21 protein-coding genes, 1 tRNA gene and 1 pseudogene are annotated in these 24,714 nt (G+C 69.4%); 4 read left to right on the top strand and 19 right to left on the bottom strand.

Translation table 11 applies throughout. From position 1 onward, the window contains the following. Window positions 1-165: 165 nt before the first annotated feature. Both Q0599_RS22710 and Q0599_RS22705 read right to left on the bottom strand, forming a co-directional pair. A complete protein-coding gene (locus tag Q0599_RS22710) occupies window positions 166-624 on the bottom strand; it encodes a hypothetical protein (RefSeq protein ID WP_298834775.1) in 459 nt (152 codons plus the stop codon). Window positions 625-2,125: 1,501 nt separating this feature from the next. After that, a complete protein-coding gene (locus tag Q0599_RS22705; RefSeq protein WP_298834774.1) occupies window positions 2,126-3,031 on the bottom strand; it encodes a YafY family protein in 906 nt (301 codons plus the stop codon). 401 nt (window positions 3,032-3,432) lie between these two features. On the opposite strand from Q0599_RS22705, the gene Q0599_RS22700 reads away from it, so the two are divergent. Together Q0599_RS22700 and Q0599_RS22695 are read left to right on the top strand one after the other, a co-directional pair. Continuing rightward, entirely contained in the window at window positions 3,433-4,254 is an 822-nt protein-coding gene (locus Q0599_RS22700; RefSeq protein ID WP_298834772.1) for a VWA domain-containing protein, read from the top strand. Further along, window positions 4,236-4,760, top strand: coding sequence for a hypothetical protein (locus Q0599_RS22695; RefSeq protein WP_298834770.1), 525 nt, complete (start codon window positions 4,236-4,238; stop codon window positions 4,758-4,760). The genes Q0599_RS22700 and Q0599_RS22695 overlap by 19 nt, the downstream gene beginning before the upstream one ends. Window positions 4,761-4,914: 154 nt before the next feature. On the opposite strand, the gene Q0599_RS22690 is transcribed toward Q0599_RS22695, so the two are convergent. From Q0599_RS22690 to hemC, 5 genes are all read right to left on the bottom strand, one after another. Continuing rightward, window positions 4,915-4,991: transfer RNA gene (locus tag Q0599_RS22690), tRNA-Arg, on the bottom strand. A 40-nt stretch (window positions 4,992-5,031) separates the two neighbouring features. After that, window positions 5,032-6,279, bottom strand: coding sequence for a heme biosynthesis HemY N-terminal domain-containing protein (locus Q0599_RS22685; RefSeq protein WP_298834768.1), 1,248 nt, complete (start codon window positions 6,277-6,279; stop codon window positions 5,032-5,034). An 18-nt stretch (window positions 6,280-6,297) separates the two neighbouring features. Further along, window positions 6,298-7,422: a uroporphyrinogen-III C-methyltransferase gene (locus Q0599_RS22680; protein ID WP_298834766.1), complete on the bottom strand. Its 1,125-nt coding sequence runs from the start codon at window positions 7,420-7,422 to the stop codon at window positions 6,298-6,300. Continuing rightward, entirely contained in the window at window positions 7,419-8,195 is a 777-nt protein-coding gene (locus tag Q0599_RS22675) for a uroporphyrinogen-III synthase (protein WP_298834764.1), read from the bottom strand. Before Q0599_RS22675 ends, Q0599_RS22680 begins: the two co-directional genes overlap by 4 nt. Before the next feature lie 10 nt (window positions 8,196-8,205). Beyond that, window positions 8,206-9,135, bottom strand: coding sequence for a hydroxymethylbilane synthase (gene hemC, locus Q0599_RS22670; protein WP_298834762.1), 930 nt, complete (start codon window positions 9,133-9,135; stop codon window positions 8,206-8,208). Between the two features lie 103 nt (window positions 9,136-9,238). On the opposite strand from hemC, the gene ppc reads away from it, so the two are divergent. After that, window positions 9,239-12,028, top strand: coding sequence for a phosphoenolpyruvate carboxylase (ppc, locus tag Q0599_RS22665; RefSeq protein WP_298834760.1), 2,790 nt, complete (start codon window positions 9,239-9,241; stop codon window positions 12,026-12,028). A 6-nt stretch (window positions 12,029-12,034) separates the two neighbouring features. On the opposite strand, the gene Q0599_RS22660 is transcribed toward ppc, so the two are convergent. From Q0599_RS22660 to Q0599_RS22650, 3 genes are all read right to left on the bottom strand, one after another. Continuing rightward, complete coding sequence (locus Q0599_RS22660; protein ID WP_298834758.1) at window positions 12,035-13,300, bottom strand: hypothetical protein; 1,266 nt, start codon at window positions 13,298-13,300, stop codon at window positions 12,035-12,037. A gap of 18 nt (window positions 13,301-13,318) precedes the next feature. Next, the gene (locus Q0599_RS22655) at window positions 13,319-14,095 is read right to left on the bottom strand and encodes a LytTR family DNA-binding domain-containing protein (protein WP_298834756.1); all 777 of its coding nucleotides are present in this window, start codon (window positions 14,093-14,095) and stop codon (window positions 13,319-13,321) included. A 145-nt stretch (window positions 14,096-14,240) separates the two neighbouring features. Next, window positions 14,241-15,332: a sensor histidine kinase gene (locus Q0599_RS22650; RefSeq protein WP_298834754.1), complete on the bottom strand. Its 1,092-nt coding sequence runs from the start codon at window positions 15,330-15,332 to the stop codon at window positions 14,241-14,243. Between the two features lie 119 nt (window positions 15,333-15,451). Between Q0599_RS22650 and argH the strand changes: the two genes are divergently transcribed. Then, window positions 15,452-16,852 (top strand): argininosuccinate lyase, encoded by a 1,401-nt coding sequence (gene argH, locus Q0599_RS22645; protein ID WP_298834752.1) that lies wholly within the window; start codon window positions 15,452-15,454, stop codon window positions 16,850-16,852. Here argH and Q0599_RS22640 read toward each other — a convergent pair whose 3' ends face one another. The 9 genes and pseudogenes from Q0599_RS22640 to flhD form a co-directional block, all read right to left on the bottom strand. Then, complete coding sequence (locus Q0599_RS22640) at window positions 16,853-18,034, bottom strand: DUF5666 domain-containing protein (RefSeq protein WP_298834750.1); 1,182 nt, start codon at window positions 18,032-18,034, stop codon at window positions 16,853-16,855. Beyond that, on the bottom strand, window positions 18,031-18,960 hold the full coding sequence (locus tag Q0599_RS22635; RefSeq protein WP_298834748.1) for a DUF6502 family protein: 930 nt from the start codon (window positions 18,958-18,960) through the stop codon (window positions 18,031-18,033). Before Q0599_RS22635 ends, Q0599_RS22640 begins: the two co-directional genes overlap by 4 nt. A gap of 109 nt (window positions 18,961-19,069) precedes the next feature. Continuing rightward, window positions 19,070-19,736, bottom strand: a pseudogene (locus Q0599_RS22630) (trans-aconitate 2-methyltransferase). 32 nt (window positions 19,737-19,768) lie between these two features. Beyond that, a complete protein-coding gene (locus tag Q0599_RS22625) occupies window positions 19,769-21,211 on the bottom strand; it encodes a protein phosphatase CheZ (RefSeq protein ID WP_298834779.1) in 1,443 nt (480 codons plus the stop codon). 32 nt (window positions 21,212-21,243) lie between these two features. Beyond that, on the bottom strand, window positions 21,244-21,642 hold the full coding sequence (gene cheY / locus Q0599_RS22620) for a chemotaxis response regulator CheY (protein WP_298834746.1): 399 nt from the start codon (window positions 21,640-21,642) through the stop codon (window positions 21,244-21,246). A gap of 31 nt (window positions 21,643-21,673) precedes the next feature. Continuing rightward, window positions 21,674-22,636, bottom strand: coding sequence for a flagellar motor protein MotB (gene motB, locus Q0599_RS22615; RefSeq protein WP_298834743.1), 963 nt, complete (start codon window positions 22,634-22,636; stop codon window positions 21,674-21,676). Then, entirely contained in the window at window positions 22,637-23,497 is an 861-nt protein-coding gene (motA, locus tag Q0599_RS22610; protein ID WP_298834741.1) for a flagellar motor stator protein MotA, read from the bottom strand. Between the two features lie 233 nt (window positions 23,498-23,730). After that, window positions 23,731-24,300, bottom strand: a complete 570-nt coding sequence (gene flhC, locus Q0599_RS22605; RefSeq protein ID WP_298834739.1) for a flagellar transcriptional regulator FlhC — start codon at window positions 24,298-24,300, stop codon at window positions 23,731-23,733. 2 nt (window positions 24,301-24,302) lie between these two features. Further along, entirely contained in the window at window positions 24,303-24,572 is a 270-nt protein-coding gene (gene flhD / locus Q0599_RS22600; protein ID WP_298834737.1) for a flagellar transcriptional regulator FlhD, read from the bottom strand. Between the last annotated feature and the right edge of the window lie 142 nt (window positions 24,573-24,714).

Raw genomic sequence — 24,714 nt, 5'->3', positions numbered from 1 at the left:
CGAGTGCTTGATTGGGACGAGGCGCTACTGCTTGGGTCACTTGAGGCCTAACGTTTGAGCTGAGGCGCGAGCGCCGGGAAGGCGCTTGGCCCGCGCGACGGATGATGACACTGGCTGGCGCGCGGGCCAAGCGGCTTGCCGGTAGAGGTCCGCTCGAGCGAAGGGTTAGGCCGCACTCGTGACGGCGAGCTCTTGAACAAGAAGCGCCCAGTCCTCTTGCGTTAGGTGTGACGCAGCGAAGATGGTCATTGGCGAAACGTGGAACAAGGTAGTCCATGAGCGCTTCTCGGCTCGCAAGCTCGGAAGGCGCTCGGCTAGCGCTGCGACCTTCAGTTGCCGATTGGGGTTACCGAAGGGATGGATGCCAAAAGGTAAGGCCCAGGTACCCTTCCAGATGTTGACGACCTGCTCATTGAAGCGCGGCGCACTCGTCACGATGAAGGGAGTGGTTAGAGACTCCTCCTCGACGCAGTAGAACAAGCCTATGGAACCGATCTGAAACTTCCTCGCCTTCCCTTGATTTGAAGGGTTGGCAGCCTGCTTCTCTGAGATGGCCCACATTTGCGCGCCAACTGCAGCCCAGATGTTTGTGTTGTCGGCAACGCTGAAGGTATAGACATCCATCGAGGGACCTCGGTACTCCGGTTGTGCGGCCTAACGTGATGTATGCGGATTGTTTACGAACTCTGCTTAACATTTGAGCATGCGCCGCTATCGCCCTGCAAGTCGTGCTGAGCGTGATGCTCGCGCCGAACAGCGACGACTCCGCACTGAGAATGTCGGGCCACTTCCGACCTTGGACGCCCCCCAAGATGGCCGACAGCCCTTCGATTGGACCTTCTGTTGTGGAGGCGTCTCTTGGTCCTTGCACTTCGAGCCGAACCCAAGGGACGTAAGGCAGTGGCGGGTGTTCCGGGACGGACAGCCATGGATGTGCGCGGGTCTTGAGCGCGTCTGGCGGGCTATGCAACGAGAGATGAGCCCAGCGCTCGGGCGGAAGCATAGGGATTGAAACCCGACCACCGCCGCGGTCGGGAAGACCTGCCCTAAAGCGGACAACGGCGAACTTCAGCTATTGGCCGTTGGCGGTCAGCCAAGAGGCGGAGATTGAACGACTGCAAACGCTGCGAAGAAGCCTGCTGCATACTGGCCCTCGCCCCTTCGCGCCTTGCTCACTAGGTCAGGCGACGTGCACGTGGTTCCGGCGCGCCTCGAACTTTGCGCGCATCGCTGCCCGGGCCGCACGATGCATGAGTTGCTGAATCGTTAGCGACTCGCTTCTGTGCGATAGAGCCACGCCTTCGGCGATTGTGATGACTGCAGCGGTAGGTGACCCTGCTAGACGTAGTTCGACGGTAGCGGTAGCGGTAGCGGTAGCCGTGAGCGGTGTAGTCCACTCGTGACGGTGCCAGGGTGAGACGTCAGCGTTGAACTATGCAGCGTCAGCGTTGAACTACGACCCAGGGCCTCAACCCTCGGGAGTCCGGCTGCGACGTAGTTCAACGGTGACCCTGCTCGACGTAGTTCAACGGTACCGGCGACGTTGAGCGGGGTAGTCCTCTGGTGACGCTGCCAGGCTCAGGTGTCAGCGTTGCACTAGGGACGCTGGCTTAAGCCCGGAGCCCAGGCGTAGTCCAACGGTGACGCTGCCCTATGCGGCCCTCCGGTGACGGTGCCAGGGTCAAGCGTCCCCGTTGAACGACGAACCAGCGCCTTCACGCTAACGAGCGTGGCGACGCCTAGACGAAGTCCTGCGGGTGTGCTGGGCGACGCAGTCCTCCGGTCACGCTGGAGACGTAGTTCAACGGTGACGCTGCCCACTCGGTCCAACGGTGACGCTCACCGATGCGGTTCTCTGGTGACCGCGCCAAGGTGAGGCGTCCCCGTTGAACTATCACCCAAGGCTTCAGCTCTAGGGAATCCGGCGGCGCCTAGACGTAGCCCTACTCTGACCCTAGTCGGCGTGGTCAAACGGCAACTGGGACCGTGCACCGTGTAGTCCTCTGGTGACAGTGCCAAGGTGCGGTGTCACCGTTGCACTATGCAGCGTCCCCTTTTTGACTAAGGCGCTAGCAATCTCCCGCCCGGGGAGTTCTGCCAGTGCAGCCCACGACGCTCCTAGCGTCTAAGCATAGGCCAACGCGGACGCTGCGGGAGACAGCACGGCAAGCTGATCGCCTTGGCGGAGGATATCCATCGCAATCTCGGTTTCATCGGTGTACGGGACTTCAAGCTCGAACGCTCCGTCGTCAAGCCAGCGCCCGCGCTGCTTGGGATGCCACTGTTCACGGCTGATCCATTGGGCCGCCTGGGGCCTGACAAGAAGCCGGGCCCATTGACGCTTGGCTCCCGCATAGATGCCGTAGCCCCCGTCCATTTCGGCCTCAACCTGCCTGAGCGATACGTCCTTGGCCTTCGCCTCGAGCGCAGTCGCCTGCTCTATGGCGTCAAGGGCAAACCGCAGGAGCCTCCCGCGGGTATGACACCACGCATCGAGGTACCAAGTGTTTCGGTAATGGATCAGCCGCTGGGGGGAGACGTCACGCTCGCTCACCTCGCCACGCCCGCGCGTCAGATAACGCAGGTGAATCCGGCGGCGCTTCAGAAGCGCTTCCCCCAACAATTCGAAGAACTGACTGGGCACCGGGCGCTTCGCGGAGCCGATGATCTTCACGCGCTTGAGCAGCTCCTTGGTATCGGCCTCGCTCGTACCCAACATCTGATGAATACGATCTAGCAGGGGCTGCAGGTGTCGGCTGATCACCCCGTCAGAGTCCAGGTCGCTCAGCAGCTGATGAGTCATCAAGAGCGAGTAGAGCTCCCGCTCACTGAACCACAGGCCGGGCAACTCGTGCTTTTGGCCCCGGGCCTCTTCGCCGAACCTGTAGCCGTTGAGGTACCGGTCGTACACGATCGGCGCGCCCAACTGGTCCTTCAAGTAGTCCAGATCACGCTTGAGCGTGGCCGGCGAAACCTCCAGCTCATCAAGCAGCGTCTGAAAGCTCACATGCCCGCGATTGCGGATGAGCATCTAAATCTTGTAGACGCGGGCAGTTTTGGTCATGACGCTGCAAGAGAATTCGCTCACCCGGTGAACGTCGCTAACTCTATCCGCAGGAGCAATGGTTCCGTCCTGCCTTTGACACGTCACAGCGCACCTGCCAGCCATGTCGTCAGCCTTGATGATGACAAGCTCATAGCCTGAGCCCCCAAAGGCTAACCCCCGCATTTCAGGGGCTTGTCCGGCAGCTCAACCCTTGAGCTTGATGTCGGGGCTCCGCTCTTTCAGACGATGAGTCCCGGGGGCTAGCAGCAGCATCGTGAAATCGAACGACTCCACAGCCCGCTGGCTATGACCCTGCAGAGTGCTCGCTCGCTCTTTGAGCCAGTGACCAGCCAGGATGCCCGCTTCTGCCCGATTGGAGAGCTACCATGAACGAAGCTCTCTCGTTAAATACCCAGGTGATCCTGACGCCGCTGAACGGTGGCCTGCACCGAGAGACAGAATTGGTCGACGTTCTGGTCCGAATCCAGTCGCCCGATGCACCGGCAGGAACACTGTCCGAGCGCCCTCCGCAGGCCTTGTCGCTGGTGCTGGACCGCTCCGGATCGATGTCTGGCCGGCCACTGGCCGAGGCACGGCGCTGCGTAGAGTACGTGGTCGGCCGATTGCGGCCGACGGACATAGTGGGCCTGGTCGTATTCGACAACCGAATCACCGAACTGCACCCCCCGCAGTCAGTGGGCGACGGAGACGCAATCCGCGCCGCCATCGCACAGGTCGTGGAAGGCGGAGCCACAAACCTGCACGGTGGCTGGCGGCATGGTGCGGACGCGCTCGTCGCCCTGCCGGGCATTGCTCTGCGGCGCGTCATCCTTCTGTCTGACGGCAAGGCCAACGCAGGGCCGACGAAGATCGACGAGATCGCACCGCAGTGCGCCGAGCTCGCCGCCGCAGGGGTGACGACGAGCACTTGCGGACTCGGCGAGCACTTTCACGAGGACCTCATGGTGGAGATGGCTCGCGCCGGGCGAGGCAACAGCTACTACGGCGACACCGCCGAAGACCTGATGGACCCGTTCGTCCAGGAATTGGACCTGCTGGGCAACCTCTGCCTATCGGACTTGAGGCTGTCGGTGACCGTTCCCGAAGGCGTGACGGCGACCATGCTCAACGACCTCCAGTTCTCGGACGGCACGTGGAGACTCCCCGACCTCGCCTGGGGCGCAGAGGCATGGCCGTCGTCCGGTTGACGGTCGACACCCGGTCGATTCCGGCGCTTGGCAACCAGATGCCGCTGCTGCGCACCGTCATCAGTGCCAGGAGCCTTGCGGACGAGGAGGTTCAGGTGGAGCGCGTGAACCTTTCGCTGCCAGTCCTGACCACGGACGCATTGGCCGGACTCACGGAAGACGCTCTGGTGCGCCGGCGGATCGATGAGGTGGATGCCGCGGCCGCTTTGCGTCAGGTTCGAGAGGCCGTGATGCATCGCGACTGGTCCGCAGCAGAGGCGCTCATGCGCGACGCACAGCAGCGCTACGCCGACAATCCGTGGGTGGCAGCGGTGCTCGCGTCGATGGCGGACCTCGCACAGCGGCGGGACGAGGCAAGAATGCTCAAGGAGGCGCGCTACGCGTCGGCTCGGATGAGCGAGCGACTCGCTGCGCGCGAAGAAACTGAGCACCTGAGCATCGCCGACGAAGCGGTTCAGCCAAGCTTCCTGAGGCGCAAGCCGCTGCAGGGAAGAAGTGAGCGCTGAACGAGCGCTGCGCGATGCAACACGACGTGGGTAGCGGTGAGCCCACGCTCAGGCACACGCGCCAATCGAATGGTACAGAGCCCATCGATTGGTACGCAGCAAGAAAAAAGGGTCAGCCCCGAAGAAGCTAACCCTTTGATCTACAAAAACTAATTGGCGCGGCTGGCAGGATTCGAACCCACGACCCCTTGGTTCGTAGCCAAGTACTCTATCCAACTGAGCTACAGCCGCGCGAGCCCGAAAGTATAGCAGGCTTTGGCGGATCGTCCGGTCAGGGCAGGAGGGCGGCCGACTCGTAGGCGCGCGCCGCGCGCTCGGCGTCGCCCTCCTCGGTGGCAATGCGCGCCAGCGTCAACCAGGCCTTGCGCCGCGCCCCGGACGGCAGGCCGTCGTCGACCGCAGACTCTTCCAGCAGGCGGCGCGACTTTCCCCACAGCTGCCGTTCGGCCAGCGCCATGCCGACGGCGAAGCTCATCGCCGCCTCGCGGCCATAGGCCTGCGCCGCCGCCTCCAGCTTGGGCAGCCACTCGACGCCCAGACCCTGGGTCGCGTCGGCCAGTGCCAGGGCGAGCGCACCGCGCTCGTCGGGGCTCAGTTCCGCCAACCGCTCCCAGAACGGCCGCAACCAGCCGCGCGCTTCCTCGCTGCCGCCATAGGCGGCCGCCCGCGCGGCAGCACGCGCGGCGACGTAGGGGTCGCGGCGGTCCAGCGGGTCGAGCTGCGCCCACACGCGGCGCAATTGCTCGGCGTCGCGCGCCGTGTCGAGCGACTCGAAGGCCAGCGAGCGCAGCAGGCCCTGCGCAGCCTCCTTCGAGAAGCCCTGGTGCTTGGCGAGCAGACGCGCCGTCTTCAGCGCCTCCTGCGGCTGCCGACCCAGCCGCGTGGCTTGCAGGCGCAGGCGCAGCGCATGGGTGCGGCGCGCGACGCCCAGCGGCAGTGCGCCCAGCAGTTCCAGTGCCCGATCGGCGTCGCGATCGTCGAGCGCCCACTCGGCGGCCAGCAGCCTCGCGCCCTCCTCCGCCGAGCGTGCAGCGGCGCTGTGGCGCGCCAGGTCGAGCGCCTGATCGATGGCGCGGTCGCGGCCGGCGCGATCCTGCAGCCGGTGCGCACTGCCCGCGGCGAGCAAGTGGCCGAGCACGGTGAACTCGTTGTCCTGCGCCAGCTCGGGGGTGTCGGCCTGGATCGTCAGCGCGCGCTGCGCCGCCTTCTGGGCCCGGCTGTAGCGACCGCCGAAGTACTGCGCAAGCGCCTCGCGCAACGAGGCCTGAGCGGTGCGGTCGCGCCGCGCCACGCGCCACTCGCGCGCACGCCTGGGCAACCCGACCAGCGCATCGATCGCATTGAACACCGTCACCAGCAGGACGCAGGTGCCGGCCAGCAGGAGCAGGAAGAGGTTGAGCGACAGGTCCAGACGCTGTCCGGCCCAGTAGACGCTGACCAGACCGTCGTTGGTGCCGAGCGTGGTCGCGGCGACCACCGCCACCACGAACAGCAGCACGAACCAGATGACCGTGCGCATGGGTCGGCGCGCCTGCGCTCAGCGGCCCGCGGCGGCCGTCGCCAGCGCCGCGAGCGTGTCGTCGGGCCGCGGCAGCGCCGTCTGGCGGGCCTGCATCGCGACCTGGCGCAGCAGGTCGCTCGCCGCCGTGGTGCGGCGCGTGCTGCGGTCGAAGTAGCGGTCGATCGTCTGCTGCGCCGCCTGCAGGTCGGCCTGCGCGGTGGGGAACTGGCGGCTGAGCAGCGCCAGACGCGCGTTGAGCAACTTCAGCTTGAGGTTCTCGCGCACGAAGAAGGCCTGCTCGGGGGCGAGCAAGGCCGCATCGGGGTGGTCGATGCGCGTCACCCGCACGAGGGCGCGCGCCTCGGCCCACACCGACGACGAGACGCGGCGCCAGGCCTCGCCCCAGGCGGCCGGCAGCCACCCGCCGGCCGGGGCCGAGGCGGCCTGCGCCGCACGCGGCATGTCCACCGGCGCGGCGGGCGAGCGCGGCAGGTCCCGGCGCGGCTCGGCGCGGGCCAGCAGCGGCAGTTCGTCGACGACGCGCATCGCCTCGTCGAGCTTGATGGTGAGCGAGGCGATGTCCAGTGCACCGGATGCCTTGACACGGTCGAGGTCGCGCGCGATCGCGCGGCGCACCCCGTCCAGCCTCGGCTGGCTGTAACGCGCCAGCCGTTCATCGCTCTGGCGCAGCACCAGCACCAGCGGCTCGGTGCTGCCGGTGATGGCGCCCTGCTGCATGGCCATGCGCAGCGCCGCCTCGATGTCGACGAGCAGGTTCTCGTCGCGCGAGCGGGAAAGCGACTGGATCAGGTCCTCGAGTTGGGTGCGCTGCAGCGCCACCTCGGAGACACGTGCCTCGAGCAGCGCCACCTTGGCTGCGGCGGCGCCCATGCCTTCCTGCGCCTGCTTGGCGAGCATCTGCGCCTCGACGGCCTGCTTGGCGCTTTCCTGCTGGCGCTGCACGAGTTCCTGTTCGAGCGCGGCAACACGCTGGTCGGTCTTCCAGGCCAATGCCAACGCCACCACGCCGAGCACGAGCAGCACGGCGGCTACCGCCGCCCACCAGCGCGCCGGGCCGGCAGCGGCCGCCGTCGCGGTGGGCGCCGGCCTCGGCGGTGCCGCGACGGCGTCGTTCGGATCGGGGTTGGCGGTGTCGCTCACGTCGGACTGCGGGATCGGAATCCAATCGATTGTAGGCAGGCCACCACGGCGTCCAGCGAAGGCCGGCATTCATGGACCGCACCGAAGCCGGCGGCGCGCGCACGCGCGGCGATGCGCGGGTGCGTGGCCAGCGCGACCGACGCACGCCAGTCGCTGCCCGGGGCCAGCGACTCGAGGTGGTCGATCGACTCGGAACTGCTGAACATCCACAACCACGCCGTTGGATCGGCGAGCGCGGCGCGCAGCAGAGCCCGCTGCGCGTCGTCGAGCACCGCAGCGCGACGCTCGTAGGCGGTGACGAAGCCGACCTGCGCACCGCGCGCGCGCAGGGTGTCGGCCAGCCAGTCGCGGCCGCTCTCTCCGCGCACGATCAGTACCGCGGCGCCGTGCCAGTCGTGTCCGCGCAGTGTCAGCCAGAGCGACTCCGAGTCGAACTGCAGCGAGTCCGCTGCCGGCTCGACGATGCATGCCGCCGGCACGCCCAGCGAGCGCAGCACACGGCTGGTGCCCGGTCCCGGCGAGCCGGCGAGCGTGTGCTCCGGCCAGGCCAGAGCCGGCGGCCGCAGATCGAAGAACTGCTCAGCGGCGTTCGGGCTGACGAACACCACCAGTCGCTTCGTGGCCAAGGCGGCCCAGGCCTCGCGCACCGGCGCGACCTCGCGCGGCGGGAAGATGCCGATCAGGGGCAGTGCCTCGGCCCCGATGCCGCGCTCGCACAGCCACCCCACCCACTCGGCCGCCTGCGCCGCGGGACGGGTGACGAGCAGCTTCATGGCGCGCCGCTCAGGACTCGGCGAGGTAGCCGGCCGAGCCCTGTGCGCGCAGCGCCTGCGCGGCGCGCTCGCCGAGCGCGCGCGCCTCCGTATCGGTGCCCACCGTGTCTTCCACTTCGCTGCGCAGCAGCGCGGCCAGCGGTTGCTGCGGGTGCCCCAGCGCGGCGCGCAGCCACAGCCTGTCGCCGCGCCAGCTGGCGTGCACGGCCAGCGGCATGCTGCAGCTGCCGCCCATCGCGCGCGACACGGCGCGTTCGGCCTGCACGGCCAGCCAGGTCGGCCGGTGAGTGAGCGTGGCGAGCTGCTCGAGCAGCGTCCGGTGGTCGGCACGCACCTCGATGCCCAGCGCACCCTGGCCGGCGCAGGGCAGCATTTCGGTGGCCTCGAAGACGCTGCGGATGCGCCCGCCCAGGCCCAGGCGCTTGAGGCCCGCCGCGGCGAGCACGATGGCGTCGTACTGTCCCTCGTCGAGCTTGCGCAAGCGGGTGTCGAGGTTGCCGCGCAGCGGCTCGACCACCAGGTCAGGGCGCAGTGCACCGAGCTGCACCCAGCGGCGCAGCGAAGAGGTGCCGACCTTCGCGCCCTGGGGCAGCTCCGCCAATCTCGCGTAGCGCGGCGAGACGAAGGCGTCGCGAGGGTCCTCGCGCTGGAGCACCGCGGCGAGCGCGAAGCCCTCGGGCAGGTCCATCGGCACATCCTTGAGCGAATGCACCGCGAGGTGGGCGCGGCCCTCTTCGAGCGCCGTCTCCAGCTCCTTGACGAACAGGCCCTTGCCGCCGACCTTGGACAGCGTGCGGTCGAGGATCTGGTCTCCGCGCGTGGTCATGCCCAGCAGTTCGACCTGCGCCCCGAAACGCTGCGCGAGCAGGTCGCGCACATGTTCGGCCTGCCACAGGGCCAGGCGGCTTTCGCGGGTGGCGATGACGATCGGTTCGGCCATGCACGGCATGCTAGCAGGCCCGCGTCTTGCGTCAGCCGATCCGCCGAGCCCGGGCTGTTAGCATGCGGGCGACGTAACCAAGTTACAGCTTCGGAGAAGTTCCATGAACACCGCGACACGCCGCAGCGCGAGCGACGCCGCCGAGAAGAACCGCCCGCTGGTGGAGGACATTCGGCTGCTCGGCCGCATCCTCGGCGACGTGATCCGCGAGCAGGAGGGCAAGGAGGCTTTCGAGCTCATCGAGCGCGTGCGCAAGCTGTCGGTGGCATACCGGCTGAAGAGCGACGCGCAGGCCGGCCGCGCGCTCGACCGCCTGCTGAAGAACCTCTCGGGCGACCAGACCGTCAGCGTGATCCGCGCCTTCAGCTACTTCTCGCACCTGGCGAACATCGCCGAGGACCGCCACCACGTGCGCCGGCGCATGCATCACGAGGGCCAGGGCCATCTGCAGGAGGGCTCGCTGGCGATGACCTTCGAGCGCCTGGCCGGCGCCGACATCCGTGCCAGCGAGATCGTCAAGACGCTGCGCCACGCCTACATCAGCCCGGTGCTCACCGCCCACCCGACCGAAGTGCAGCGCCAGAGCATCCTCGGCGCCGAGCGCGCCATCGCCGAGCTGATCGGCGCGCGCGACGAACTGCGCACCGAGCGCGATCGTGCCGACAACGAGGCGCTGATCCGCGCACGCATCACGCAACTGTGGCAGACGCGCATGCTGCGCACCGCCAAGCTCACCGTCGACGACGAGATCGAGAACGCGCTGTCCTACTACCACGCGACCTTCCTGCGCCAGATCCCGCGCATGTACCGCGAGGTCGAACAGGCGCTGCCCGGCCACGACATCGCCAGCTTCTTCCGCATGGGCAACTGGATCGGCGGCGACCGCGACGGCAACCCGTTCGTCACCGAAGCCACGCTGCAGATGGCGCTGCGCCGCCAGAGCGAAACGGTGTTGCGCCACTACCTGACCGAGGTGCACCTGCTGGGCGGCGAGCTGTCGATGTCGGCGATGCTCGCGCCGGTGACGGCCGAGATGCGCTCGCTCGCCGATCGCTCGCCGGACCGCAGCGAGCATCGCATCGACGAACCCTACCGCCGCGCGCTGATCGGCATGTACGCCCGCCTGGCCGCGACGCTGCACGAGCTCACCGGCACGGAGGCGCTGCGCCACGCGGTCGCGCCGGAGAGCCCCTACCTGCACGCCGCCGAGTTCCACGCCGACCTGCGCGTGATCGAGACTTCGCTGCGCTCGCACCATGCCGACGCACTGATCGGCCCGCGCCTGCGGCCGCTGATGCGCGCCGTGCAGGTGTTCGGCTTCCACCTCGCCACCGTGGACCTGCGTCAGAGCTCGGACAAGCACGAGGCGGTGGTCGCCGAGCTGCTGAAGGCGTCCCGCATCGAGGCCGACTACACGGCGCTGTCCGAGCCGGCGAAGCGCGACCTGCTGGTGCGGCTGCTCAACGACGCGCGTCCGCTGCGCGTGCGCGCCGCCACCTACAGCGACCACGCGGTGAGCGAACTGGCGATCTTCGAGACCGCCGGCCGCATGCTGCAGCGCTTCGGCCGCGATGCGCTGCGCCACTACATCATCTCGCACACCGAGGACGCCAGCGACCTGCTCGAGGTGCTGCTGCTGCTCAAGGAAACCGGCCTGATGCGCGGCGAGCTGCACGAGGGTGCGGTGACGGACCTGATCGTCGTGCCGCTGTTCGAGACCATCGGCGACCTGCGCAACGCGGCGCCGATCATGCGCGACTACTACGCGCTGCCCGGCATCGCGGCGATGATGAAGGCCTCCGGCGCCGAGCAGGACATCATGCTCGGCTACAGCGACAGCAACAAGGACGGCGGCACCTTCACGAGCAGCTGGGAGCTCTACCGCGCCGAGATCGACCTGGTGGCGCTGTTCGACGGACTCGGCCGCGAGCATGGCCTGACGCTGCGCCTGTTCCACGGCCGCGGCGGCACCGTGGGACGAGGCGGCGGCCCGAGCTACCAGGCCATCCTCGCGCAGCCGCCCGGCACGGTGAACGGCCAGATCCGCCTCACCGAGCAGGGCGAGGTGATCGCCTCGAAGTACGCGCACCCGGAGATCGGCCTGCGCAACCTCGAGACCCTGGTCGCGGCCACGCTGGAGGCCACGCTGCTGCATCCGACGAAGAGTGCGCCGAAGGCCTTCATCGAGGCCGCCGACGCGATCAGCGCGGCGAGCTATGCCGCCTACCGCAAGCTGGTCTACGAGACGCCGGGCTTCACCGACTACTTCTTCAGCGCCACGCCGATCCGGGAGATCGCCGAGCTGAACATCGGCTCGCGGCCGGCGTCGCGGAAGTCCTCGCGCGCGATCGAGGATCTGCGCGCCATCCCCTGGGGCTTCAGCTGGGGCCAGTGCCGCGTCGCGCTGCCCGGCTGGTGCGGCTTCGGCTCGGCCATCGAGACCTGGCTCGGCAAGGAGGCGAAGTCGCGCAAGGAGCGCCTCGCGCTGCTGCAGAAGATGCACAGGCAGTGGCCCTTCTTCCGCACCCTGCTGTCCAACCTGGACATGGTGCTGGCCAAGAGCGACCTGGGCATCGCGGCGCGCTACGTGGAGCTGGTCGAGGACCGCAAGCTCGGCCGCCGCATCTTCGGCCTCATCCAGTCCGAATGGCAGCGCACCCACGACGCGCTCACCCTGATCACCGGCGAGAAGAGGCGCCTTGCGTCCAATCCGTCGCTGGCGCGCTCCATCGAGCACCGCTTCCCCTACCTCGACCCGCTGAATCACCTGCAGGTCGAGCTGATGCGCCGCTACCGCGCCGGCCGCGACGACGACCCGGGCATGGACCGCGTCAAGCGCGGCATCCACATCTCCATCAACGGCGTGGCGGCGGGGCTGCGAAACACCGGCTGAGCCGGCTCAAGGCCGCCGCAGCGTCGCCGCGAAGCGCCGCACGGCGGCCACCTCGCCCTGGGCGGCGACCGCCGCCTGGTAGTCGAGCTGGCGCTGCAGCGCCGGGCAGTCGTAGGCCTGCTCGCCGCTGAAGCTCGCGAACAGGCGCTGGGCAGCGTCGAGGTCACGACCGGCCGCGGCCATGCGCTCGGGAAACCAGCCGAGGCTGCGGCCGAGCGCGCGGCCACCGGCCACCTGCTGCAGCGTCGTGCCGCGCAGCACGAGCTGCTCGGCGAGCTGCTGGCAGAGTTCGCGTCGGCCGACCTCCGCCAGCGCCGGCGCGCCGCACCAGGACGCCGCGGACGCCAAGCCGGGCTCGCGCCAGGCCGCGCGCAGCATGGCCAGCACATCGCCCATCTGCAGCCGCTCCAGCACCCCGGCATCGGCCGGCTGTGCGGCCTGCACGGCGCCGAACAGCGCCTGCTCGGCCAGCCGCCCGAAGGGCTGCGCCAGCGCACGGCGCAACGCCTCCGCAGTCGCCTCGGCATCGCCTGCGGCCTGCGCGCGGTCGGCCAGCTGCAGCCAGGGCTCGGCATGGGTCGGATCGACGGCGATCCAGTCCTCCACCGCGAGGCGGGCGCAGGCGCTGGTCTCGGGCGCCGGCGCGCCGGTCGAACAGGCCTGCATGGCCAGGCCCAGCACGCCGGCGTCGCGCCCGGCCTGTGCAGCGATCTCGGCGAGGCGCTCGCGCTGCGACACCCAGGCCGAGGTGGCCGCCGCAGGGGCCGGCGTGGGGCAATCGGCTTCGTCGGCACACGCCGGTCGCACCGGCGCCAGCGGCGGCGCGGCCAGCAGCGGCGCCAGCACCAGCGCGGCGGCCTTGCTGCGCGGCTCGGGCGCCGCTTGCAGCGCTTCCAGCCAGCGCGCCATCACCGGCTTGCTGCGCTCGGCGCGCAGTCGTCGCGCGGCCAGGTCCGGTCCGTCGGGGCCGACGGCGATGCTGCCCAGGCCGCAGACGCGCACCTCGCCGGCCGCACCCGGTGACGGCGCGGAGTCATCGGCGGCGCGCGCGCTCGTGGCTTGCGCGCCTGCATCGACGCGTCGGGCCGCTGCCACGCTCGCCGGCGCGGCGGCCGGTGCCGCATCGAACTGCACAGCCAGCTCCGGCGCGTCCCACAGTCCGCGCTCGGCCGCCACCCACAGCGCGATGGCGGCCGTGCCCAGCCCGGCCAGGGTCAGCGCACGCCCCCAGCGCACGCCGGGGCGGTTGAACCAGATGCGTGTCGGCCGCATGTCCGTGCCGCCCGCCGGTCAGCGCCCTACGGCGACCAGCGCCTCGCGCACCGCAGCGAGCTGCCGCCGCGACACCGCCAGCCACTCGTCGACCGGTGCGACGCGCACCGCCCAGGCTTCGCCGCCCTCCTCGTCGCCCTCCGCGGCCAGCGCTCGACGCTCCAGCGCGCGCACCGCGGTGCGGGACACCAGCGCGTTGCGGTGCACGCGCAGGAAGCGCTCGCCGAGACGCCCCTCCAGCTCGGCCAGCGAGTCGTCGAGCACGTAGCTGTGCCGCGCGGTGCGCAGGGTCACGTACTTCAGTTCGGCCTTCAGATAGAGCACCTCGGTCACGGGCACGCGCAGCACACGCCCGCGGTCGCTGACGACGAGCATGCCGTCGTCGACGGGCGACGGCGCGGGGCGCTCCGGCTGCAGCGAAAGCCGCTGCGCGACCCGCTGGAGCGCCGCCTGCAGCCGCTCGCGCTTGACCGGCTTGGTGAGGTAGTCCACCGCCTCCAACTCGAAGGCCTGCAGCGCGTGCTCGGCGTGCGCGGTGACGAACACGATCGCCGGCGCCTTGGGTTGCTGGCGCAAGCGTGCCGCGAACTGCACGCCATCCAGCCCGGGCATGTGGATGTCCAGCAGCAGCAGGTCGCAGTCGTGCGCAGCGAGGAAGTCCACCGCCTGCGCCGCGTTCGCCGCCTCGCCGACCACCGTGGCCGCGACCTCACGGCAATCGGCCACCAGCGCGCGCAGGCGCAGCCGCGCCAGTTCTTCGTCGTCGACCACCAGGACGCGGATCGGCGCGTTCATCGTGCCCCCCAGGGCCTGCGGCCCGGCCCCCCGCGGGGGCGCGAGCGCCTCCGGTACGGCCGCGCGGCGCTCACTCCTGCCCCCCAGGGCCTGCGGCCCGGCCCCCCGCGGGGGCGAGAGCGCCTCCGGTACGGCCGCGCGGCGCTCACAGCGGCACCGCCAATTGCACGCGGAAGACGCCGTCGGCACGCCGCGTCTCGAACTGCGCCGCCATGTCGTGCATCAGGTTCAGCCGCTCGCGCACGTTGTTCAGCGCCATGCCGCTGCCCGGCCGCGAGGGCTGGTTCGGCACGGTGTTGGCGATCACCACCTGGACGCGTCCGAGCTTGACGCGCGTGCGGATGCGCACGGTGCCACCTTCTGGCGAAGGCTCGACGCCGTGGCGCACCGCGTTCTCGACCAGCGGCTGCAGGATCAACGGCGGCACGCGCGCGCCGCCGGCCTCGTCGTCGAGCTCCCACACGATGTTCAGCCGCGCGCCGAAGCGCACCTGCTCGATGGCGAGGTAGCGACGCGCCAGCTCCACTTCCTCGGCCAACGAGACCGATTCGCCGATGTCGGTGAGGGCGACGCGAAACAGCTCGGCCAGGTCCTCCAGCACGCCCTCGGCGCGCGCCGGATCGACGCGCACCAGCGCGAGCGCGGTGTTCAGCGTGTTGAAGAGGAAGTGCGGCCGGATGCGCGACTGCAACTCGGCCAGGCGCGCCGTCGTCTCTGCCGGCAGCAGGGTGCGCGCCCGCAGCTGCAGCCAGCCGTACACCGCCGCCGCCCCGACGGCGCCGGCGATGACCGGCGCGAGCAGCGGGTGCGCGCCCAGCATGTCCAGGCCCAGCGGCAGCACCAGCATGGCCGGCACCGCTGCGGAAAGCGCGCCCAGCCCGATCGCGCTCGCCCAGCGCACGATCGGCGGCAGCGCGCCCAGCGGCCGCTTGAGCAGGCAGGCCGTGCTGAGCCAGAGCAGCACCGCCGGCACGGCCACCGCCGAGGCTGCCGCCAGCCGCGACAGCCAGGCGGCGAAGTCGGCAGCCACGAACAGCACCCCCAGGGCCACGGCCGCCTCGACGGCGAGCAGCGTGCGCAGCACCACGCCGGCGTGGCAGACGTCGAACACCGAGGCCGGCCGGCGCTCGCCGGCATCGCCCGGCATCAGCGTGTCCAGCGTGGTCATACCGAAGCCGGAGCTGCGCACCTCGGCAGCCTGGCTGCTGGCAGAAAGGACGCTGGGCTTGGCGGTCATGGGTGGCGGCAGGGGGCGCCGATAGAATCACGACGCTTCGCGCATTGTCTCCAAACCCGGCGCAACTTCCATGCGCGTGCAGCCCCCGTTCTTGCCCTGTTGCGCCCGCCCCACCCGCCATGTCCTCCAACCAACTCGACAAGAAGTCCCAGGCCTGGTCCGCGCTGTTCTCCGAGCCGATGAGCGAGCTCGTGCAACGCTACACCGCCAGCGTCGGCTTCGACCGGCGCCTGTGGAGGGCCGACATCGCGGGCAGCCTCGCCCATGCCGAGATGCTGGCCGCGCAGGGCATCATCGGTGCCGAAGACCTCGCCGCCATCCAGCGCGGCATGGCGCAGATCCGCGCCGAGATCGAGTCCGGCAGCTTCGAGTGGAAGCTCGCGCTGGAGGACGTGCACCTCAACATCGAGGCGCGCCTCACGCAACTCGTCGGCGACGCCGGCAAGCGGCTGCACACCGGCCGCTCGCGCAACGACCAGGTGGCCACCGATGTGCGCCTGTGGCTGCGCGACGAGATCGACGGCATCTCGACGCTGCTCGTCGAGCTGCAGCGCGCCCTGGTCGAGCTGGCCGACAGCAACGCCGAGGTCATCCTGCCCGGCTTCACGCACCTGCAGGTGGCCCAGCCGGTGAGCTTCGGCCACCATCTGCTGGCTTATGTGGAGATGTTCTCGCGCGACGCCGAGCGCCTGGCCGACGTGCGACGGCGCACCAACCGCCTGCCGCTGGGCAGTGCCGCGCTGGCCGGCACCAGCTACCCGCTGGACCGCGAGCGCGTGGCGCGCACGCTGGGCATGGAAGGCGTGTGCCAGAACAGCCTCGACGCGGTGAGCGACCGCGACTTCGCGATCGAGTTCAGCGCCGCCGCCAGCCTGGCGATGGTGCACATCAGCCGCTTCAGCGAAGAGCTCGTGCTGTGGATGAGCCAAAACTTCGGCTTCATCGACCTGGCCGACCGCTTCTGCACCGGCAGTTCGATCATGCCGCAGAAGAAGAACCCCGACGTGCCCGAACTCGCGCGCGGCAAGACCGGTCGCGTGGTCGGACACCTCATGGCCCTGCTCACGCTGATGAAGGGCCAGCCGCTGGCCTACAACAAGGACAATCAGGAGGACAAGGAACCCTTGTTCGACACGGTGGACACCCTGCGCGACACGCTGCGCATCTTCTGCGAGCTGGTCGGCGGCATCGTCGTCAAGCCCGAGGCGATGGAGCGCGCCGCGAAGCGCGGCTACGCCACCGCCACCGACCTGGCCGACTACCTGGTGAAGAAGGGCCTGCCCTTCCGCGACGCGCACGAGGCCGTGGCCCATGCGGTGAAGCTGGCGATCGGCCAAGGCATGGACCTCGCCGAGTTGCCGTTGGCCACCCTGCGGGGCTTCCACCCCGCCATCGGCGAGGACGTCCGCGAGGTGCTCACGCTGCGTGGCTCGCTGAACGCCCGTCACGTGCTCGGCGGCACCGCGCCGGCGCAGGTGCGCGCGCAGGTGGCGCGGCACCGTGCCAGGCTCGCGGCCTGATCAGTCGAAGCTGACGCGGCGTGCCGTGAGTTGCGTGCCGCTGGCGGACAGCACGCCGCGCACGGTCAGCGCTCGGCCCGGTTGCAGGTCGGCGGCCGTGCCGCCCTCGAACTGCACGCCGTTGGCACCGTAGAACACCGTCACGCCGCGCAGCACGAATGTCTGCGCCGCGGCGTCCACCGACTCGATCGCCCCTTGCAGCGTGAAGTTGCCCTGAGCGCCACCGTTATCGTCCGGCCGCACCTTCTCGGCCACCAGCACGCCGGCCACCGAGCGGCCATCGACCACCACGGCCCTGCCCAGCGCAAGGTCGCCGGGACGCCCGATGAACTCAGCCGCGCGCGCATCGACCGGCTGGCCGTTGACGCTGAACTCCGTTTCGGACACGTACCGGGTGATGGTGCCGCGAAGCTTGACGCGGTCGAGATCCGGCAGCAGGCGAACGCCCTCCGACACGCTGCGCACCACCCAGCGGCCGCCGACCGGCAGCGTCTCGGCGACCACGCGCAGGTAGGCGCCGTCGGCCAGCAGCGGCTGCGCGCCGCCGTAGGAGAACAGCGCCGCGCCGATGCGGAAGGTCTTCGTATCCGGGTTCAGATCCTGCACCGGCCCGCGCACCTTGAACGCGGCCAGCGTGCCGTGCTTGGGCGCAATGCGGGTCGCGTTGAAGCGGTTGGCTGCGGCGTCGTAGAAGCCGAACACCTCCACCGCCGTGCCGTCGGTCACGCTGGCCAGGCCATTGGCGAAGGCGGTGTCGAACACGGTGATCTCGGTCAGCTGCACGGTCTGGCCGAACACGACCAGCGTGCCGCCGGCCACGTCGATGTCGCCGGCCCGGCCGACCAGTTCGCTGACGATGCGGATGCGCGTGGCCGCGGCGGTCGGCGCGTCGGCACTGCCGCCGAGCTCGCCGCTGTCCACCTCGGTGAACATGCCCAGACGCAGTGCGTCGCGCGTGCTGGCGCCGCCCTCCTCGTCGACCACGCTCGCGGAAGCGTCGTCGAACTCGATGCCGCCGACGAAGATCGAGCCGAAGCCTTCGATGGGGCCGGAGGCGTAGGACCCCGTGCCGCCCACCCCCACGCTGCCGCCGCAGCCGGCCATCGCCGCGGCGACCAGCAGCGTCAGCGCGCTGATCCAGCGCAGCCATGACGGCCAGGCCGAATTGCAGGTCGGGTTCATGTCGGGTCTCCTTCGGGACGTCGCGTCTTCGGTACTGCCTTCTTGGCCGAGGCACGCTTGGGAGGCACCTGCGGCGCCGCCGGCGGTTCCAGGGGCACCTGGTAGCTGAACAGGCCGATGCGCAGGCGATGCCCGGCGCCCAGGGTGCTGCCGATGCCGGCGACGTCGTCGTCAGCGATCATCTTCTCGATGCGCGGCACCAGGTCGTTGGTGATGGCACGCCAGTGCAGGGTGACGAGCTCGCGCAAGGCCGCCAGCGACTGGTCGGACAGGCCGTCGGCGTACAGGGCCTGCTCGAAGTGCTCGCTGCCCGAGGCGAGCACGTTGTCGACGGCAGCGCTGAGGTGGTCACCCACGTTCGCGCCGAGGAATCCGTCCATGCGTTCCTGGTCGCCGCGCGGCACGAACGCCTCGCGGCGCAGCATCACGACGTCCGACGCCGAGTCGTGCTGGGCGAGGCCCAGGCGCAGCAGCTCCTCGAGCAGGCTGCGCGGATGCATGTCGCGCGTCACCGACTGCGCCAACGACTCGAAGCTCGGCGCCGCGCCCAGTCGCGGCAGGTCGCGCGGCCGGCCGTCCTTGTCGAGGTATTCCGGATGCGTGGTCCAGCGCGCGAAGGCCTCGCTGGGATAGGAGCGCGCCGGTTCGGCGCGCCGCTGGCGGGACTCCACCAGACGCGTCACCTCGCGCCGGTTGATGCCGGTGGCCGCGCTGATGCGGCTGACGCGACGATGCTCGAGCAGCTGCGGGTAGGCGGCATGCGCCGCGTCGACGAAGGCGGCACGCAGCATCTCGTCGACGGTGGCATGCGTGAGTCCACGCGCCACCGCCAGGCGCGCCAGCGGCACCAGCAGCTGGCGTGCAGCCTCGAGCAGCGCAGGCTGCTCGCCGGGCGGGGTGGCAGAGTCGGGCAGAGAATCGGTCACAGGGTGGTCATGTTACCGGGCGCGGAGAACACGACGGTGTGACGCATTGCATCCAAAGCGGCCGCAACGCATGGACCGGGGGGCTTGTTTCGGGGGGTTTGTTGCCTATTCACCGCAGCGGCGCGCGGTAAAGCCACACCGGCTTGCGGCCGGACCCGCGCAGCACGGCCCGCCGGTGACGCGCCCGCGGCCTCGAATTCGAGGCTGGCCAGCCAGGCCCCCGGGCGCAGCTCGCGCCGAGCCTTCTCCAGCGCACGGGGCAAGCTCTCCGGCCGCTGGAACAGGTAGACCAGATCGTGCTGCGACCAGTCCGAGGCCCACAGATCGCCGCGCTTGACCTGCGCGAACCGGCAGCGCCAGGCACAGGCCAGTTGCAGCGGCCAGCTCCACTCCACGCCGGCCAGGCGCGCGAGCGGGTACTCGCGTCGCAGCTCGCGCAAGCCGTCGCCCAGGCCACATCCGGCGTCGAGCACGCGTGCCCCGCCGGGCAGGTGGACCAGCCTCGCGATCCCCTGCAGCGCACCGGAAGGCGTGGGAAACATCGGCGCATCGCGCCAGGCGTTGAGCGGATAGAGCAGCGCCAGCAGGACGAGCGGAATCAACCAGCCCCAGGCCGGCAGTCCGCCGGCGAAGCCGGAAGCCGCCAGCGAGAGCGGGAAGCCGGCCGCGACGAAGTCCCGCCGCCAACGCGTGGACGCGGGCAGCGCGAGCGCCGGCCAGCGCATCTCAGTGGCGCCCAGCCACCTGAAGACTTGGAGCGCCCTGTCGGGAGCCAGCGAGCGACAGCCAGCGTGGCGGGCGCTTCATCTCAGAACTGGAAGGCCAGGCGCAACCCGCCCCAGTGGCGCCCACCGACGACGATCGGTGCCGCGGCCTCCTTCATGAGGCTGAAGTGGCCGCCGCCCATGTCGCGCCGGTAGGTCTGCAGCAGGAAGGGCCGCTCGTTGCGCGCCGAGGCCAGACCGGTGCGGTCGTTGAAGATGCGCCGCCAGCGGCTGTTGGCGGTGTTCCACACCACGTCGCCGGCGCGCTGCGGCTGGCAGTACTTCTGGTTGTGCGTGGGCACGCAGCCGTTGCGGTCCACCGCGATGCAGTAGACCACCTTCGGGCTGATCGCCAGCGCCTGCTCCTGCACCTGCGGGAAGAGCCGGTCGGCCAGCGCGCAGAAACGCGTGGTGTGCTGCAGCGGGTTGCTGCCGGGCACGGGCGAGTAGGCCTCGTCGAACAGGTCGGCCATGGTCGCGTTGCCGGTGCGCAGCGCGCCTTCGAGCAGCTGCGAGATCCGCGCCGCGGCCTGCCGTGCGGCCTGGATGTAGGGCGTGTCCTCGGTCTGGATGCCGTACTGTGCCACCGTCTCGATCAACTGCTCGGAGATGCGCAGGAAGGACTCGCTGCGCGTCATCGCCGCGTCGAGCGCCGCGCCGGTGCCGCGCATCTCGCCCTCGATCGACACCATGCGCTCGCCGAGGTCGGCGCAGATCGCACGGCTGCCGCCGGCGGCCTCGCTGATGCGGCCCACGCCGTCCTGCACGTCCGCCAGCGCGCGGTGGAACGCACCCTGCTGCGCCGCGTCCGCCTCGGTGCGGATTTCGGTGGCGAGCGACTCGATGCGCGCATTGAGCTCGGCCACCGTGCTCATGATCTGCTTGGAGCTGGCCTCCACCTTGGCGGCCAGATCCTTCACCGCATCGGCCACCACGCCGAAGCCGCGTCCGGCCTCGCCGGCGCGCTTGGCCTCGACCGAGGCGTTGAACGCCACCAGCCGGGTCTGCAGCGCGATCTGCGTGATGCCGCCGGCGGCATCGGCCACCTGGCGCAACGTGGACACGATGAGCGAGACCTCCTGGCCCACGCCCTCGACCGCCTCGCGGGCGCGGTCCACCGCGCTCAGGCTGGCCTGCGTGACCTCGCCGATGGCCTCCTGGGAGCGCGTGATCTCCTGCACCCGCTGGGCGAGTGCCGACACCGCCTGCGCGATGCGCCGCGTCTCGCTGGCGATGTGGGCATGGTCGGCCTTGGCCTGATCGACCGAGTTCAGCACCTTGTTGGCGGCGTCGCTGGTCTTGCTGGCGATGTAGTTGAGGCGGCTGCGCGCGTCGGGCAGGCCGTCGGCCGCCAACTGCAGCTTGGGCATCACGCCGAGCTGCGTCAGCGTGTCGTGCAGCTGGCGGGTGATGATGCCGAGCTGGTGGAACACCTCGGGCGAAGCGCCGGCCGCCATCTGCGGAGCGAGGGCGGAAAGGTCGTCCATCTTCACGTTGTTGTCCCCTGGGTGGTCCACGATCAGGCGGTGGCGGCGAGCTTCTGCAGGATCGTCTGCACCTTCTCTTTCAGCGTGGCCTTGGTGAAGGGCTTCACGATGTAGCCGGCCGCACCATCCTGCGCGGCGCGCACGATGTCCTCCTTGCGCGCTTCCGCGGTGACCATCAGCACCGGCAGGTGCTTGAGCGATTCGTCCTTCTTGATGGCGGCGAGCAGCTCGAAGCCGTTCATGTTCGGCATGTTGATGTCGCTGACCACGAAGTCGAACTTCGCCGCCTTCAGCATGTTCAGCGCCACGGCGCCGTCCTCGGCCTCCTCGGCGTTGTTGCAGCCCATCTCCTTGAGCAGACCGCGCACGATGCGCCGCATGGTGGAGAAGTCGTCGACGATCAGGAATTTCAGGTCGGTGGCGTTGCTCATGTCGGTCCTCGTTGCGGACAAGCTCGGGTGTTTATCGGGCGGGCGGCACGAAAGTTGGGACCGGCGACACCACGGTGTGGTCGACCAGCGCCGGCAGCGCGACCGGCTCGTGCTCGGGTGGCGCCGCGGGATCGAGGATGCGCTCCTGCGCCTCGCGGTTCATCACGATGATGCTGATGCGACGGTTCGCCGGGCTCGCCGGCTCGGCCGGTTCGAACAGCTGGCTCGAGGCGAGCCCCTGCACGCGCAGCACATGGTCCTCGGGCAGCCCGCCGGCCACCAGTTCGCGGCGCGAGGCATTGGCGCGGTCGCTGGACAGCTCCCAGTTGCTGTAGCCGCGCTCGCCAGAGGCAAACGGCTGGGCGTCGGTGTGTCCCTCCAGCGTCAGCCGGTTCGGCACCTCGGCGAGCACCGCGCCGATCTCGCGCAGCAGCTCGCGCATGTGCGGCTGCACCACGGCGCTGCCTCTGTCGAACATCGCGCGGTTGAGCTCGTCGACGATCTGGCTGCGCAGGCCGTCGCTGGTCATGTCCAGGCGGATCTGCGAACGCAGTGCGGCGAGCTTGGGGTTGGAGGCGAGCACCTCCTCGACCCTCTCCTTGACCGCCTGCAGGCGCGCCAGTTCGGCGCGGCGCTGCTCGGCCTTGAGGGCCTGCAGGTTGATGGCGCGCTTCTTCGCCTCGACCTCGCCCTGCTTGACCTGGCCGCTGTTGCGCGACAGGTCGGCGCCGCCGCCGCGGATGATCGAGGACGAGTCGCCCGAGCCCGAGCCGCCCAGCATGGCGATCTTCAGCGGCGAGTTGAAGTGGTCGGCGATGCCCTTCTTGTCGCCTTCGGTGGTCGAGCCGAGCAGCCACATCAGCAGGAAGAAGGCCATCATCGCGGTGACGAAGTCGGCGTAGGCGATCTTCCACGCGCCGCCATGGTGGCCGTGGCGGCCCTTCCTGATCTTCTTGACGATGATCGGCTGGAGCTTCTTCGAGTCGCCAGCCATTTACTTCTTCCCCTTCACGTGGCCTTCGAGCTCGGAGAAGGACGGGCGCTCGGTCGAGTACAGCACCTTGCGGCCGAACTCCACCGCCACCTGCGGCGCGTAGCCCTGCATGCTCGCGAGCAGCGTCGTCTTGATGCACTGCAGCTCCTTCGAGCCCTCGTCGCACTTCTGCGCCATCAGCCCCGCCAACGGCTCGGCCACGGCGTAGGCGAGCAGGATGCCGAGGAACGTTCCGACCAGCGCCGAGCCGATCATGCCGCCGAGCACCGCCGGCGGCTGGCCGACCGAGCCCATGGTGTTGACCACCCCGAGCACCGCGGCCACGATGCCGAACGCCGGCAGGGCGCCAGCCAGTCGCGCGACGGCCGCGGCCGGGGCATGGGCCTCGTGGTGGTGGGTCTCGATCTCGCTGTCCATCAGCGACTCGATCTCGTGCGCGTTGAGGTTGCCCGACACCATCATGCGCAGGTAGTCGGTGACGAATTCGACCACGTGGTGGTCGCTGCCCACGGTGGTGTATTTCTGGAACAGCGCCGAGTTCGCCGGCTCCTCGACGTCCTTCTCGATCGACATCAGGCCTTCCTTGCGCGCCTTCTGCAGGATGTCGTAGAGCAGCGCGAGCAGCTCCATGTAGCGTGCCTTGGTGTACTTCGAGCCCTTGAACACCCCGCCCAGGCCGCCGAGCGTGGCCTTCAGCACCTTGGGCTGGTTGTTCACCACGAAGGCGCCGACGGCGCCGCCGAGGATGGCGAGCATCTCCGTGGGCAGCGCCTTGAGGATGACGCCCATGTTGCCCCCGTGCACGATGTAGGCGCCGAAGATGCAGCCGATCGCGACAACCCAACCGATGATGACGAACATGACTTGCGTTGTTTCGTGGTGGTGCGCCGCACACGGCCCGTGGCACGGCTTGCAGGTCTTATCGGCAGCGCGAGCGCGTGTCTTGAGCGGCGCATGCGCGCAGGTTTGCGCACCCACGAACAAAAAGAGCGGGTCCCGAGGGACCCGCTGCGAAGGCACGAGGGACGTGCCAGGAGGAGACAAGCAAGAAACCGATTCACCCGGACCCTGTATCGGCGGGTCGCCCACAAACCTCAATGCGCCGAAGCAAGTCCTGACTTGGCCGCTTCCATCCTGATGGCGCCAGCGGCTTGGCCCTTGCCGGCGCGGGCCGGCGGATGGCACAGACCACAGGCGTAGTGTTTCGCAATCTCGTGCGGATGGGTCACGTAGTGGCCGCCGCATTTCGAGCATTTCGTCATGGTGAGCATGCCGTTGTCGACGAACTTGACCAGGCGCCAGGCGCGCGTCACCGACAGCAGCGCCTCCAGGCCCTGGGCGGTGGTCTGTTCCTGGTAGAGCTGGTAGGCCTTGATGACGGTGTCGATCTCGTCCATCTCGGCGACCTTGTTCAGGTATTCGTGGATGTTCAGGAACAGGCTGGCGTGGATGTTGGGCTGCCAGGTCATGAACCGGTCGGTCGAGAAAGGCAGCTGGCCCTTGCTCGGCGACTTGCCGGAGACTTCCTTGTACAGGCGCAGCAGGCGCTCGTAGGACAGGTCGGTCTCGGACTCCAGCACCTGGAGTCGCGCGCCCAGGTGGATCAGCGTGACGGCACGCTCGATCTGCCGGGCTTCGGTGAGGATGCTCTTGGTGCGGGCCATGGTCAGGCGGCTTCCGGGTGACGGCCTGCCATCAGGATCGAGGCGTGCAGTCGCGTGGTGGTGTCGTTGGCGGCCGACTTGCCGTGGTTGGTGAGCAGGCCCCAGACCAGGTCGTCGTCCATGCGGAACTTGCACAGCAGCGTGTTGCCGGCGGCGATCTTCATCATCTGCGCCGGGGTGAGCAGCGCGATCATCGCGGCGGTCTCCTCGCTGATGCCCAGGCGGTACAGCGCCTGCTCGCGGTCCGCGCGGATCAGGCTCTGTGCCAGCATCAGCTAGGAGAGGTTGGCTTCGCGGATTTCGGTGAGGATCTGGTCGGCGTTCATGCGGTACTCCGGGTCGTCTCGCGTTCGTCGTCTGTCACTTGGGTCTGCAAGCCGCACTGTGTGACGGCATGGAACGAATTGTGAGCAG

The sequence above is a fragment of the uncultured Piscinibacter sp. genome, assembly GCF_937952055.1.
GTDB lineage: Bacteria > Pseudomonadota > Gammaproteobacteria > Burkholderiales > Burkholderiaceae_C > Piscinibacter.
This window is presented reverse-complemented; position numbering and strand designations above follow the sequence as displayed.

What these genes read in the sequence shown, in the direction of transcription:
- flhC (WP_298834739.1), bottom strand. Translation starts at nt 24,300, where the DNA reads ATGGCCCGCACCAAGAGCATCCTCACCGAAGCCCGGCAGATCGAGCGT.
- cheY (WP_298834746.1), bottom strand. Translation starts at nt 21,642, where the DNA reads ATGAGCAACGCCACCGACCTGAAATTCCTGATCGTCGACGACTTCTCC.
- Q0599_RS22625 (WP_298834779.1), bottom strand. Translation starts at nt 21,211, where the DNA reads ATGGACGACCTTTCCGCCCTCGCTCCGCAGATGGCGGCCGGCGCTTCG.
- Q0599_RS22655 (WP_298834756.1), bottom strand. Translation starts at nt 14,095, where the DNA reads ATGAACGCGCCGATCCGCGTCCTGGTGGTCGACGACGAAGAACTGGCG.
- Q0599_RS22685 (WP_298834768.1), bottom strand. Translation starts at nt 6,279, where the DNA reads ATGCGCACGGTCATCTGGTTCGTGCTGCTGTTCGTGGTGGCGGTGGTC.
- Q0599_RS22650 (WP_298834754.1), bottom strand. Translation starts at nt 15,332, where the DNA reads ATGACCGCCAAGCCCAGCGTCCTTTCTGCCAGCAGCCAGGCTGCCGAG.
- Q0599_RS22700 (WP_298834772.1), top strand. Translation starts at nt 3,433, where the DNA reads ATGAACGAAGCTCTCTCGTTAAATACCCAGGTGATCCTGACGCCGCTG.
- motB (WP_298834743.1), bottom strand. Translation starts at nt 22,636, where the DNA reads ATGGCTGGCGACTCGAAGAAGCTCCAGCCGATCATCGTCAAGAAGATC.
- hemC (WP_298834762.1), bottom strand. Translation starts at nt 9,135, where the DNA reads ATGGCCGAACCGATCGTCATCGCCACCCGCGAAAGCCGCCTGGCCCTG.
- Q0599_RS22695 (WP_298834770.1), top strand. Translation starts at nt 4,236, where the DNA reads ATGGCCGTCGTCCGGTTGACGGTCGACACCCGGTCGATTCCGGCGCTT.
- motA (WP_298834741.1), bottom strand. Translation starts at nt 23,497, where the DNA reads ATGTTCGTCATCATCGGTTGGGTTGTCGCGATCGGCTGCATCTTCGGC.
- flhD (WP_298834737.1), bottom strand. Translation starts at nt 24,572, where the DNA reads ATGCTGGCACAGAGCCTGATCCGCGCGGACCGCGAGCAGGCGCTGTAC.
- Q0599_RS22710 (WP_298834775.1), bottom strand. Translation starts at nt 624, where the DNA reads ATGGATGTCTATACCTTCAGCGTTGCCGACAACACAAACATCTGGGCT.
- Q0599_RS22675 (WP_298834764.1), bottom strand. Translation starts at nt 8,195, where the DNA reads ATGAAGCTGCTCGTCACCCGTCCCGCGGCGCAGGCGGCCGAGTGGGTG.
- argH (WP_298834752.1), top strand. Translation starts at nt 15,452, where the DNA reads ATGTCCTCCAACCAACTCGACAAGAAGTCCCAGGCCTGGTCCGCGCTG.
- ppc (WP_298834760.1), top strand. Translation starts at nt 9,239, where the DNA reads ATGAACACCGCGACACGCCGCAGCGCGAGCGACGCCGCCGAGAAGAAC.
- Q0599_RS22705 (WP_298834774.1), bottom strand. Translation starts at nt 3,031, where the DNA reads ATGCTCATCCGCAATCGCGGGCATGTGAGCTTTCAGACGCTGCTTGAT.
- Q0599_RS22640 (WP_298834750.1), bottom strand. Translation starts at nt 18,034, where the DNA reads ATGAACCCGACCTGCAATTCGGCCTGGCCGTCATGGCTGCGCTGGATC.
- Q0599_RS22660 (WP_298834758.1), bottom strand. Translation starts at nt 13,300, where the DNA reads ATGCGGCCGACACGCATCTGGTTCAACCGCCCCGGCGTGCGCTGGGGG.